We start from the raw sequence: 11,718 nt of genomic DNA, 5'->3' as shown, positions 1-11,718 counted from the left end.
GGGGGGGGGGGGGGGGGGGTGGGGGGGGGGGGGGGGGGGGGGGGGGGGGGGGGGGGGGGGGGGGGGGGGCACCGGGGGGGGGGGGGGCGCTCCCCACGCCCCGCCCACGCCTGCTTCCGGTACCCGACCCCGCACCCCCGCCCCGTTCCCCCGGCAGCAGCCCGCCGCCCGACAGCCCCCTACGGCCTCCCCGGCCCGTGTCCTGCCGGTGCGGCGGACTGTCGGTGGCCCGGCCCGCCGTCAGGACCGTACGGCCAGCCGATGGGGACGGGTCCCGTACGGCGGCCAACACCCGGTCGGGAGTGGGGAGTTGGGGCACGGGTGGGGTTGTGGTGGTGAGGCCCGTGTCGTCAGTACTCCAGCACCGCCAGGTCGAGCGCGTGGAGTCGGGTCGGGTCGGCGATCACGTCGTACGCCGTGATCGTGTCGCCGTGGACGGTGAAGGTGATGGCCAGCCACAGCCGGCCGCGCGGGGCCACCACGACGCCCACGGCACCGTCGATCAGGGCCAGTTCGGCCAGGCGCGCGCGGCTGCCGAAGAGCAGCGTGTTTTCGGCCACGGTCTGGGCGCCGCGCAGTTCGGTGCGGGCGCCGGGCGGCAGGGCCAGGGGGTCGGCGTGGCGTACGACGTCGGGGGCGAGCACGGCGAGCAGCCCGGCCAGGTCGCCGCTGCGGGCCGCGGCGAGGAAGGCGGCCACGACGGCGCGGTGCCCGGCGAGTTCGGCCGCGGGGGCCGCGGGCGTGCCGCGCACCTTGTGGCGGGCGCGGCTGGCGAGCTTCTTCGCGGCCACCGGCGTACGGTCCAGCAGCGGCGCGATCTGCTGGAACGGCACGCCGAACAGGTCGTGCAGCACGAACGCGACCCGCTCCGCCGGGCCGAGCGCGTCCAGCACCACGAGGAGCGCCCGGCCCACCGAGTCGACCAACAACGCCTCCTGCTCCGGGTCGGCGGCCGGCCGGGAGGCGCGGATGTGCCCGGCCGCCGCGGTGGCGGGATCTAGCCGGTCCGGCAGCCGCTCACCGATCAGGTCCTCACGGCGTGCGGTCCTGGCGCGCAACATGTCGAGACAGATCCGCGAGACGACTGTGGTCAGCCAGCCGGGCAGGTTGTCGATCGCGCCGCTTGCGTGGGCCGCACTGCCTGTCTCGGCTGAGCTGCCCGTCTCGGCCGCGCCCCGTGTCTCGTCGTTGCCGCCCCCGTCCACGCCCCCGCCCCCGCCTCCGCCTCCGGCCACGCTGCGGCTCAGCCGTAGCCACGTCTCCTGGACGGCGTCCTCCGCGTCGCTGGCCGAGCCGAGCATGCGGAAGGCGATGGCCCGCAGCCGGCCGCGGTGTGGCTCGAACTGCTCCGCCAGCCGCTCCTGCTCGCGCATCGGTCACCTTTCGTCGTCGGGCCCCGTCGTCTGGATGACGTACGAATCGGGGCCGATGTGACCCGAGCCTGCCGCAGGTTCGCCCGCCCGGCCCGCTGACCAGGGGAGACACACCGTGCGTAGCGTTCCTTCAACCACCGACGACCGGCCGGCGACCGACACCGCCGGGCCGCGACCGCCCGCCCCGACCGTCCGGCCTGCCTCACCCGTCCCGGCCACCCCGCCCGTGCTCAACCAGCCGCTGTTGCGGCCCGCGGTCTTCGGGGACCTCGCGCTGCACAACCGGGTGGTGATGGCGCCGATGACCCGGGCCAGGGCGGCCAATGCGGGCCTCGAACCGACCGCGATGCACGTCGCGTACTACGCCCAGCGCGCCAGCGCCGGCCTGATCGTCACCGAGGGCACCTGGGTCAGCGAGGAGGCGATCGGCTTCGTCCACGTACCCGGCATCCACCGGGAGCAGCAGGTGGCGGCCTGGCGGCGGGTGACCGACGCGGTGCACGTGCTCGGTGGGAGCATCGTCCTCCAGCTCTGGCACACGGGTGCCTGCTCGCACCCCGACCACCACGGCGGCGCGCGGCCCCTCGGCCCGTCGGCGGTCGATCCGCGGCTGCGGTCCTTCACGGCCGAGGGGTTCAAGGAGACCGTCACGCCGCGGGCGATGACGGCCGCGGACCTCGCGCGGACGGTCGCCGACTTCGGCGCCGCCGCGGAGCGGGCCCGGCGCGCCGGGTTCGACGGGGTGGAGATCGGGGGCGTGGGCACGATGCTGTTCGCGCAGTTCCTCAACCCGCGTTTGAACCACCGAAGTGACGCGTACGGGGGTGACGCGGCCGGCCGCCGACGGCTGTTGCTCGACGTCGTGGACGCGGTCGCCGCGCCGTGGGGCACGCAGCGCGTCGGCGTGCGGCTCTCGCCGTACTGGCACGACGGGGACAGGTTCGTCGCGGACGAACCGCTGTTGTCCGACTACGACGCGCTGGTGGCGGAGCTCAGCGTCCGCGGCCTGGCCTACCTCCATCTGCGCGGCCCCGACCTCGCGGTCCCTGGCGCGCCCGCGGACCTGGCGCCCGGTGCGCCGACGCCCGACCAGGCCGCGTTCGCCCGCTACCGCCGCCGCTTCGACGGCCCGCTCATCGTCAACAACGGCTTCGACCAGGCGTCGGGCAACGCCGCCATCGCCGCGGGCACGGCCGACGCGGTCTCCTACGCCCGCCACTTCGTCGCCAACCCCGACCTGGTCACCCGCTTCGCCCTGGGCCGCGCGCTGTCGCCGGGCGACGTACGGACCTTCTACGGCGGGGGCGCGGAGGGGTACGTGGACCATGCCGCCAGTGGGTGGGGAGAGGGGCGAGGGGAGAGAGCGGAGGGAGCGGGGTGAGCCGGGTGGGCGGGGTGCGGGGGCGAGGAGGCGGGTGGGGTGGGTGGCGCGCGGGGGGAGGGGAGTGAGCGGGATGCGGGAGCGAGGTGGTGAGTGGGGAGGGCGGCGAGCGGGGCGAAGGGGCCCGGCGCCGCTTCCCTGGCACCGCCTCCGCTTCCCCGGCGCCCTTCCCGGCACCTCTCCCGATGCCCTTCCCGGCACCGGCACCTCTCCCGGGACGCCTCCCGGAACCGCCTCCGCGTCACCTGCCGGGACGCCTCCCGACACCGTCCCCGCGTCACCTCCCGGCACCCCCTCCACGTCACCCCCGTCTCTTTCGTCGCCTCCGTATGCTTCGTTCATGGCCGAACTACTGTCTTCGCCCGACCCCCAGCGCAGCTCCGCGACCGTGACCGAGCCCGCGGCCGAGCCCGCGACCGAGTCCGGGGTTGAGGCCGAGCCCGTGACCGAGACCGCGACCGTGACGGAGATCGAGGCTGGGACCGGGCCGGGGGGCGGCGCCGGCGTCGACGTAGCTGCCGGCCCCGTGGACGTGGTGGACGGGATCGCGTTGCACCTGTTGCGGTGGCCGGACCACGCGGCGGCCCTGTTCGACTTCGAGCGGGCCAACCGGGCGTACTTCGCCGCCTCGATACCCGACCGCGGCGACGACTACTTCACCGACTTCGAAGGCCGCCACCGGCTGCTCCTCGCCGAACAGGAGGCCGGCATCTGCTACTTCCACCTGCTGCTGACCGCCAGCGGCGAGGTGGCCGGGCGGATGAACCTGGTGGACCTCGCCGACGGGGAGGCCGAACTCGGCTACCGCGTCGCCGCCAGCGCAGCGGGCCGCGGCCTGGCCACCGCCGCCGTCCGCCGCACCTGCGCCCTCGCCGCCACCCGGTACGGGCTGACCCGGCTGAACGCCAGGACCACGCTGGACAACGCGGGTTCGCGCACGGTGTTGGAACGCGCCGGGTTCGAGGCCGTCGGCGAGATCTCGCTGAGCGGGAAGCCGGGGTTGAGCTACGTACGCGATCTGGGCCCGGGCGCCGCTGAGCTACGTACGGGAACGGGGCCTGGACGTGGGTGAATCCGCCCCGGGCGGCCCGGCCTCCGGCGGCCCCGCCGCCAGCCCCGCCGCCATCGCCTCGCCCAGCGCCCGCCGGCAGGCGCGTACCGCGGGGTGATGGCTGCTGCCGTGCCGTACGGCCGTGAACAGTCGGCGGGACTGCTGGCCGCGCGGCAACTCCCGTACTGCGACGGTCGGTTCACGCCCGCTCCACACCAGGTCGGGCAGGAGGGCCACGGCATGGCCCTGTTCCACCAGGCGCAGATGGAGCAGCAGGTCGGTCGACTCGTATCGGACGTCGGGTTCGAAGCCCGCGGTGCGGCACAGGGTCATCGCCCAGTGCCGGGCGGCGGTGCCGGCCGGTTCCATCACCCACGGGTGGTCGGCGAGCGCGCGCAGCCCGGCCCGGGTGGTGCGGCCGGTGCCGAGTGCCGCGAGGTGCGCGGCGTGGTGCGGCAGGGCCAGGCGGAGCGGGTCGGCGCACAGGTCCTCCTGCTCGACGCCGTCCGGACGCGGGTTGGGGTTGCCCGGGTACTCCTCGGCGACGACGACGTCGAAGTCACGGGCCAGGAGCGCCGGTAGGGCCCGTTCCGGTTCGCGCTGGGTGATGTGCAGGCGCAGCCGCGGGTGGGCGGCGCGCAGCAGCGTCAGGGCGGGCGGTACGAGGGCGAGCGCCGCGGTCTGGAACGCCGCCACCCGGAGCGTGCCGGTGAGGTCGGTCAGCGAGGTCGCGATGTCCGCCTCGGCGCGCGCCAGCCGCTCCAGTACGGCTTCGGTGTGGGCGACGAGGATCTCGGCCTGCTCGGTGAGCCGCACCCGCCGCCCGACCGGCTCAAGCAGCGGCACCCCGACCTCCGTCTCCAACTGCGCGAGCTGCTGCGAGATGGCGGACGGGCTGTACGAGAGGGCCGCGGCGACGGCCGCCAGGGTGCCCCGGTGCTTGAGCTCACGCAGCAGCCGGAGCCGATGAAGGTCGAACATGGTGGGGCGCGCGTTCCTCTCCGTGTCGTCTCTCGGTGGTAGGGGGCGGGGCCTGGGGCTGGGGCAGAGGGGGCAGGGCTGGGGTCGGGGCCGGGCCAGGGCCAGAGGCCAGGGGGCAGGGAACCAGGGGGCCATACATCAGTTCCCCTCATGAATACTCGTCGGAAACATTCGCTGGACCGGAGAGAGGGCCGCGCCGCAGGCTGGTGACATGACTGAGACCCCTCACGCCGGCACGACGCTGACCAGCAGGGACGCCCCACAGGCCCGCCCGTCAGGCGCGGTGCCGTGGTACGCGAGGCCCGCCGCCCGGCGCTGGCGCTGCCGTCCCGCACCCGACGCCGCCCGCGCCTTCCACGCCGCACTGCCCGGGTACGCGCCCACGCCGCTGGTGGAACTGCCGGAACTGGCGGCCGAGTTGGGTGTCGGCCGGGTCTTCGTCAAGGACGAGTCGGACCGGCTCGGGCTGCCGGCCTTCAAGGCACTCGGCGCCTCCTGGGCCCTCCACCGCATCCTGGCCGAACGCGGTACGGGCGGCACGGGCAGCGCTAGTGCAACGAGCGGTACGAGCAGCACTAGCGGTACGAGCGGTACGGGTGGGGCTGTCGGTGGCCCGGCCGGCGGTGGGGTCGGTGGCGGGGCCGGCGGTGGGGTCGGGGCGGGAGCGGGAGGGGGCGAGCCGATCACGTTCGTCACCGCGACCGACGGGAACCACGGCCGGGCCGTCGCGCGCATCGCCCGCCTGCTCGGCCAGCGCGCCCACGTCTTCGTCTCCCGCGGGGTGCATCCGCGGGCGGTGGACGCGATCGCGGCCGAGGGCGCCCGGGTGACCCGCGTGGCCGGGACGTACGACCGCGCGGTGCGCGAGGCGGCAGCGGCGGTCGAAGCCGCGGCGGTGGCGGCGGGCGCGGCGGCGGAGGCGGGCGGGGTCCGGAGCGCGGCGGGCGTGGGGGCAGCGGAGGGCGCGGCGAGCTTCGCGGGTGCGCCGGACGCGGCGAGTGCTGCGGGAGCTGCGGATATGGCGGGCGCGGCAGACACGGTGGGTGCGCCGGACGCGCCAGGGGCTGCGGGCGCTGCGGGCGCCGCGTTGCCGACCCGCATCCTCGTCCAGGACAGTGGCCGGCCAGGCTACGAGCGGATTCCGGGCTGGATCGTGGAGGGCTACTCCACCCTGTTCGCCGAGCTCGATGCCCAACTCGCCGCAGCCGGCGCCGGCACCCCCGACCTGGTGGCCGTCCCGGTCGGCGTCGGCTCCCTCGCCCAGGCGGCCGTCACCCACTACCGGTCGCGCCCGGTCGCGCACGATGCCCAGGCCGCGTGCGAGGCTTCCGCCGCGCACCCCACTCCGACCAGTTCCGTCGCCCCAGGCGGGCCCGGCGCCTACGGCCCGCTGGACGGCAGCGGCGCCGGCGCGGACGTCGGCAGGGGCGCTGGCCCGGGCGGCGGCCCGGACGGCGCTGAGGGTGTCGGCCCCGGCGGGCCGGTGGTGTTGTCCGTCGAGCCGCAGGCCGCCGCCTGCGTGTGGGAGAGCCTGGTGCGGCAGGAGCCGGCCGGCATCGAGACCGGGGACACCGCCATGGCCGGCCTGAACTGCGGGACGCCGTCCAGCCTGGCCTGGCCCGTGCTGCGGGCCGGGCTCGACGCGGCCGTCGCCATCAGCGAGGCACAGGGCGCCCGCGCGGTGCGCGACCTCGGTGCGCTCGGGGTCTCCGCCGGCCCCTGCGGCGCCGCCTCGCTGGCCGGCGTGCGGGCGGCACTCACCGGCGAGGGCGCCACCGACCGGCGCACCACCCTGGCCATCGGCCCCACCTCCACCCTCGTGCTCCTCAGTACCGAGGGGACGGCGGCCAACCCGCACGGCGAGCGGCAGCCCGACGCGACCGCCGCAACCGGTACGGCCGACCCGGAGGGCGCCGGGGGCTCGGCGGCACCGGGCCTCCCGCAGAGCTGAGCGACCACGGGCCGGGGCCGGCCCACCACGCGGCCGGCCCCAGCACGACCCGCCCCTACTGCTCCAGCACCAGCACCACCTGTCCGGGCGCCAACCCGTGCTCGGGCCCCGGGTCCGGTATGCGGCGGAAGCCGCAGCGCTCAAGGAGGCGGACCGATGCCGTGTTGCTGGCGAAGGGGTCGGCGTACAGCGGGCGGTGCGGGATCTGGGCCGTGAACTGGGTGAGGGCCCGGGTGCCGATGCCGCGGCCCCAGTACGCGCGGCCGAGCCAGTAGCCCACCTGCCAGCGGCCGTCCGCCTCCCAGTTGACGAAGTTGCCGGCGACCTCGCCGTCCGCGATGACCGTACGGACCAGGGCCGTGGGGTCGGCCAGGACGCGGTTCTGCCAGTGCGTCATGAAGCGCTCGCGCTCCCTGGAGGGGAACACGGCCCGCCGGGACGCCTCCGGGTCCTGCTCGAAGGCGAAGAAGAACTCCAGGTCGGCGGGCTCGACCGGCCGCAGACTGACCTCCCGGGCCCGGGGCGCGGCCCCGCCGTCCGCCGTACCGTCCGCTGCTGTGTGGGCGCTGCTCATCGTGGGTCCCCGTTCTCCTCGCACCGCGCCGCCGGCCCGTGGGTCGGTGGACCCGCGCACACCACAGCGGCCCGGAGGTGGACGCACGACCGCCCACCGCTGGCTCCTGTTCGGAGTCTCGCACCCACCACTGACAATCGCGCCGGGAACGGCCCTGACCAGCACTTTTGTGGCCGCTGAGCGTCGAGCGCACCCCGCCGCCAGGCGCCGCCCCGCCGCCGGGAACCCGCCCGGCACCGCCCCGGCCCCGGGAACCCCGCCCGGCCCCGGCCCCAGGCATCCCGCCCGCCGTGCCCGTACGCGTACCGGGGTACGCTCCCGAGCCCCGCCCCCGTACCCGTACCCGTACCCGCTGGGCCCCCGCCCGGGTCCGCCTACGCCCCCGCGTCGGCCCCCGTCCCCGTCCCCGTCCGCCGTCGGTCGTCGTCCGCCGGCCGGATGTTGTGGTTGTGCCGGAACAGGTTCTGCGGGTCGTAGAGCGCCTTCAACGCGCGCAGGCGCGCGTGGTCCGCAGGTTCGTACGCGCTGCGCACCAGCAGGTCCGCGGCGTCAGCCGCCCGCACTGCGGCAGCCGCACCCGTCGTGCCCGCCGCATCTGCCCCATCCGCCGCACCCGCCGCCTCCGCTCCCGCGCTCTGAGCGCGCACCGCCCCCGCGGCCCGTACCCCGCTCGGTCCCATGAAGGTCAGCGGCCGGCCGACGGTGGCCGGGGCGGCGGCCGAGAGGAGTCGTTCGTGTACGGGGCGGATCGCCTCGCGCGTCAGCGGGGGCCGCAGCGGTGAGATGACGCCGAGCAGATAACCGGCGTCGCGCAGGCCGATCGCGTTCGCGGCGGCGCCGCGCCTGGTCAGCGCCCCGCCGAGGTGGCGCAGCTCCACGATGCACGGCACCCCACCGGGCCGGGTCGCCTCGCCGATCGCGGTCAGCAGCTCCGGCGTCAGCGCGTCGAGCAGCACGCTGTCCCCGTCGTACGGCATCGGGTCGGTCGGCTCCTGGAAGATGCTGGCGGAGTCCGCGTACGGCAGTTCGGCGAGGGTGTCGAGCAGCCGCGGGGCGACCGCGCGCAGCGGCTGCACCAGGCGTTCGCCCTCCTCGACGGAGCCGGTGTGGGCGATCCGTACGTGCGCCACGAGCCGGCCGCGCAGCGGCGCGGGCGCCCCCGGCACGTCCGGGACCGGGAAGAGCGCGAGGGAGGAGGTCAGTTCGTCGGGCAGGTCGGCCGTCCAGTCCCGGTAGGCGCGCAGCACCTCGGCGCCGACCGCGCCCGCGTCGAAGTACAGCCCGCCGCCGTACAGCCGGGCCACCGGGACCAGTTCGACCTCCACCCGGGTGACGACGCCGAAGTTGTCCCGGCCGCCGAGCAGCGCCCAGAACAGGTCGGGTTCGCCCGCGGCGGTCACCCGGCGCAGCACCGCGTCGGGCGTGACCACCTCGATGGTGCGCACCCGGTCGGCGGCGTAGCCGTAGCGGCGGGCGAGCAGGCCGATGCCGCCGCCGAGCAGGTAGCCGACCACGCCGACGTGCGGCGCCGACCCGTTGAGCGGGGCGAGGCCGTGCGGGGCCGTGGCGGCCACGACCGCGCCCCAGCGTTCGCCCGCCCCGATCCAGGCGGTGGCCGCGGCCGGGTCCACCTGCACGCCGCGCAGCCTGCGGGTGGCGACGAGGACGCCGCCGGAAGCGGCGACCGCCTGCCCGTGACCCGTCGACTGCACCGCCAGCGGCAGCCCGTGGGCCGCGGCGAACGCCACCACGGCACACACGTCCGCCGCGTCCGCGACCCCCGCGATCAGCGCCGGCCGGTGCTGCACCGCGCTGTTGTACGTGGCGCGCTCCGCGTCGTACCCCTCGTCGCCCGGGCGGAAGAGCGGGCCGGTGAGCTGGGCGGCCAACTGGTCGGCGGCGCCCTCGTGGGGGAGCTGGGGATCGGGCTGTGCGGGGGGTGCGGTCGTGGTCACTTGGGGCGCTCCGTCCGGTCGGTGGTCGGTCGATCCGCGGCCGGTGGCACCGGTCGGCGGACGGCACGGGCAGGGCGCGGCGTACTCCCGGGGAGCCGCCGCGCGCCGCCGGCCGCAGCGCCGACTTTGCCGCAATAACATGACACCCGCCGTCAAGTTTTCCGCCGGCCCCGGGGAAGACCTGCCGCGGCCCCCGGGGAAGATCTGGGCATGAAGTCGGACCGCCTGCTGTCGATCCTGCTGTTGCTCCAGACCCGGGCCCGGGTGCCGGCCGCCGAGTTGGCCGAGCGGCTTGAGGTGTCGGTGCGCACCATCTACCGCGACGTCGACTCGCTGTCGGCCGCCGGTGTCCCGGTCTACGCCGAGCGCGGCCGGCACGGCGGCATCAGCCTGCTGCCCGGCTACCGCACCGACGTCACCGGGCTCACCGCCCCCGAGGCGCGGGCCCTGTTCGTGCTGACCGAGCCCGGGGCGCACAGCGCGCTCGGCCTCGACGACGCGCTGGGCTCCGCACTGCGCAAGGTGATGGCCGCGCTGCCCGCACCACACAGGCCCACCGCCGAACTGGCCAGCCGGCGCATCCTCATCGACCCCGACCGCTGGCTGGCCGGGCCGCGTCCGACGGTCGACCTGTCGGCGTTGGAGACGGCCGTGTTCACCGACCGCAGGCTGCGGGTCAGCTACCGGCACAGCGGCGCCACGCGCGCCCGCGCGTACACCGTCGACCCGTACGGGCTGGTCGCCAAGGCCGGCACCTGGTACCTGGTGGCCGACCGGAGCGGCACTCCGCGGCTGTTCCGCGCGGACCGCATCGCCCGGGCCACCGTCACCGACGACCCGGTGCGCCGCCGCCCGGGCGTCGAACTCGCCGACGCCTGGCAGGCGTTGCGCCGCGGCGTGGAGGAGCGCCCGGTCGCCATCCGGGTACGGGCCAGGGTGCGCCGCCCGCGGCTCGACATGTTCGTACGGATCGTCGGCTCCCTGCTCGCCACCCGGGTCGAGGTCCTGGACCCGCACCCGGACCCGCACCCGGCCGCACCCTCCGAGGCGGCAGCCGCCAATGAAACACCCGCGACCGAGACACCCGCGACCGAGACACCCGCGACCGAGACACCCGCGACCGAGGCACCCGCAGCCGCAACCACCGCAGAAGCGGAAGCAGAAGGAGAAGGAGAAACAGCACCAGCCGACGAGTGGGTCACGGTCGAGGTCGGGTACGCGGAGGTGGGTGCGACGCGGCAACTCCTCCAGTTCGGGGCGGACGTGGAAGTGCTCGAACCACCCGAGGTCCGGGCGGAGTTGGCCGCGACAGCCGTGGAGATCGCCGCTGGGTACGGTTCGGCTGGACCTCGCTGACGGGACGGGCCCGCCGCCCCGCCGAGCCCCACCCTCGCCGCCCCGCCGAGCCCCGCCCCTACGGCCCCACCGTGCCCCGCCCCCGCCGCCCCACCGAGCCCCGCCCCGTGGCCCCGAACGGGCCCACGCCCCTCAGTAACCCCCAGGTAAGCACCCACTTTTTTGTACGTACTTGTTCGGGGTGGGCGGTCGGGAGAGTCTGATGGGGCGCACTCGACGGGCCGCACCACCGGCCCGTCGGGTGCAGCGGTCGCCCGCGTGCGGCCGTGGGTGCGCGGCCGTGCGGAGGTCGCGGCCCGTCCGACCCGGCGGCCTCCGCCCGTACGTTACGGGCCGCCGGCCCCGTCCCGACCGTCAGCCATCACCCCGGCGACCAACGCCGCGACCCACCCCGAACCACGGTGAGCGACCTGCGCAGACCCATCTCCTCACATACCGTCAGAAGCCTTGCCCCTACGGTTAGTTGACGTCGATCACGACGCCACCTGGCGCACCAGGCCCAGATCGGCCATGCGGCGGCTGCCCCAGGCGCCGAGCGGGCCGAGGGCGACGTTGAGCGCTATGCCCGACTCGGTCAGCGAGTACTCGACCTTGGGCGGCACCTCGTCGTAGACCTCGCGGTGCACGACGCCGTCCGCCTCCAACTCGCGGAGCTGCTGGGCGAGCACCTTCTCGCTGATGCCGGGCAGCAGCCGCTTCGTCTCGCCGAACCTGCGCGGCGCGTCGTGCAGCGCCCACAGGATCAGGACCTTCCACTTGCCGTCGATGACGTCGACGGCGGCGTCGAGACCGCACACGTACGGCCGGTTCTTCTTGGTCAGCAGTTGCTCGCTCATCCGCACCTCACCGTGAGAGTCACTACGGCAACGCGCCGCCCGCCCGGGCTGTTCCACGGCCGCCCGACCACGGCCCGTACCCGCCCGGTACGTACCGTCTCGGCCCCATCCATCCCCGCGGCCCACCGCGGCCGGCCCGCGGCTCGCCCCCCCCCCCCCGGCCCCCCCCCCCCCCCCCCCCCCCCGCCCCCCCCCCCCCCCCCCCCCCCCCCCCCCCCCCCCCCCCCCCCCGCCCCCCCCCCCCCCCCCCCCCCCCCGAC

Annotated in this window: 9 protein-coding genes and 2 pseudogenes; 5 read left to right on the top strand and 6 right to left on the bottom strand. The window is 76.1% G+C overall.

The window, feature by feature from the left end; translation table 11 throughout:
* Positions 1–350: 350 nt before the first annotated feature.
* The gene (locus AAHZ94_RS17815) at positions 351–1,373 is read right to left on the bottom strand and encodes a sigma factor (RefSeq protein ID WP_349993926.1); all 1,023 of its coding nucleotides are present in this window, start codon (positions 1,371–1,373) and stop codon (positions 351–353) included.
* A 115-nt stretch (positions 1,374–1,488) separates the two neighbouring features.
* Between AAHZ94_RS17815 and AAHZ94_RS17810 the strand changes: the two genes are divergently transcribed.
* Positions 1,489–2,754 carry an oxidoreductase gene (locus AAHZ94_RS17810; protein ID WP_349993925.1) on the top strand — a complete coding sequence of 422 codons (1,266 nt, stop codon included), beginning with the start codon at positions 1,489–1,491 and terminating at the stop codon, positions 2,752–2,754.
* 340 nt (positions 2,755–3,094) lie between these two features.
* Positions 3,095–3,826, top strand: coding sequence for a GNAT family N-acetyltransferase (locus AAHZ94_RS17805; RefSeq protein ID WP_502964702.1), 732 nt, complete (start codon positions 3,095–3,097; stop codon positions 3,824–3,826).
* Here AAHZ94_RS17805 and AAHZ94_RS17800 read toward each other — a convergent pair.
* Positions 3,794–4,786 carry a LysR family transcriptional regulator gene (locus AAHZ94_RS17800; RefSeq protein WP_349993923.1) on the bottom strand — a complete coding sequence of 331 codons (993 nt, stop codon included), beginning with the start codon at positions 4,784–4,786 and terminating at the stop codon, positions 3,794–3,796. The genes AAHZ94_RS17805 and AAHZ94_RS17800 overlap by 33 nt on opposite strands.
* Positions 4,787–4,997: 211 nt before the next feature.
* Between AAHZ94_RS17800 and AAHZ94_RS36470 the strand changes: the two are divergent.
* Together AAHZ94_RS36470 and AAHZ94_RS36465 are read left to right on the top strand one after the other, a co-directional pair.
* Positions 4,998–5,765, top strand: a pseudogene (locus AAHZ94_RS36470) (pyridoxal-phosphate dependent enzyme); the annotation flags it as partial.
* 93 nt (positions 5,766–5,858) lie between these two features.
* Positions 5,859–6,644 (top strand): annotated as a pseudogene (locus AAHZ94_RS36465) (pyridoxal-phosphate dependent enzyme); the annotation flags it as partial.
* Positions 6,645–6,792: 148 nt separating this feature from the next.
* Here the strand turns inward: AAHZ94_RS36465 and AAHZ94_RS17790 are convergent.
* Entirely contained in the window at positions 6,793–7,311 is a 519-nt protein-coding gene (locus tag AAHZ94_RS17790) for a GNAT family N-acetyltransferase (RefSeq protein ID WP_349993920.1), read from the bottom strand.
* 374 nt (positions 7,312–7,685) lie between these two features.
* Positions 7,686–9,266 (bottom strand): FAD-binding oxidoreductase, encoded by a 1,581-nt coding sequence (locus tag AAHZ94_RS17785; RefSeq protein WP_349993918.1) that lies wholly within the window; start codon positions 9,264–9,266, stop codon positions 7,686–7,688.
* Positions 9,267–9,476: 210 nt separating this feature from the next.
* Between AAHZ94_RS17785 and AAHZ94_RS17780 the strand changes: the two genes are divergently transcribed.
* Positions 9,477–10,622, top strand: a complete 1,146-nt coding sequence (locus tag AAHZ94_RS17780) for a helix-turn-helix transcriptional regulator (protein ID WP_349993917.1) — start codon at positions 9,477–9,479, stop codon at positions 10,620–10,622.
* A 473-nt stretch (positions 10,623–11,095) separates the two neighbouring features.
* On the opposite strand, the gene AAHZ94_RS17775 is transcribed toward AAHZ94_RS17780, so the two are convergent.
* Both AAHZ94_RS17775 and AAHZ94_RS17770 read right to left on the bottom strand, forming a co-directional pair.
* Positions 11,096–11,458, bottom strand: a complete 363-nt coding sequence (locus tag AAHZ94_RS17775; RefSeq protein ID WP_349993915.1) for a winged helix-turn-helix transcriptional regulator — start codon at positions 11,456–11,458, stop codon at positions 11,096–11,098.
* A 22-nt stretch (positions 11,459–11,480) separates the two neighbouring features.
* Positions 11,481–11,718 (bottom strand): hypothetical protein (locus tag AAHZ94_RS17770; protein WP_349993914.1); only part of this gene is annotated, 238 nt, incomplete at its 5' end.

This window comes from Streptomyces sp. HSW2009 (assembly GCF_040240285.1).
Classification (GTDB): Bacteria; Actinomycetota; Actinomycetes; order Streptomycetales; family Streptomycetaceae; genus Streptomyces.
The sequence above is the reverse complement of the archived record's forward strand: the minus strand, read 5'-3'. Positions and strand labels throughout refer to the sequence as shown.

Coding starts and splice junctions, on each gene's coding strand:
- AAHZ94_RS17790 (WP_349993920.1), bottom strand. CDS start 7,311: ATGAGCAGCGCCCACACAGCAGCGGACGGTACGGCGGACGGCGGGGCC.
- AAHZ94_RS17815 (WP_349993926.1), bottom strand. CDS start 1,373: ATGCGCGAGCAGGAGCGGCTGGCGGAGCAGTTCGAGCCACACCGCGGC.
- AAHZ94_RS17805 (WP_502964702.1), top strand. CDS start 3,095: ATGGCCGAACTACTGTCTTCGCCCGACCCCCAGCGCAGCTCCGCGACC.
- AAHZ94_RS17800 (WP_349993923.1), bottom strand. CDS start 4,786: ATGTTCGACCTTCATCGGCTCCGGCTGCTGCGTGAGCTCAAGCACCGG.
- AAHZ94_RS17775 (WP_349993915.1), bottom strand. CDS start 11,458: ATGAGCGAGCAACTGCTGACCAAGAAGAACCGGCCGTACGTGTGCGGT.
- AAHZ94_RS17780 (WP_349993917.1), top strand. CDS start 9,477: ATGAAGTCGGACCGCCTGCTGTCGATCCTGCTGTTGCTCCAGACCCGG.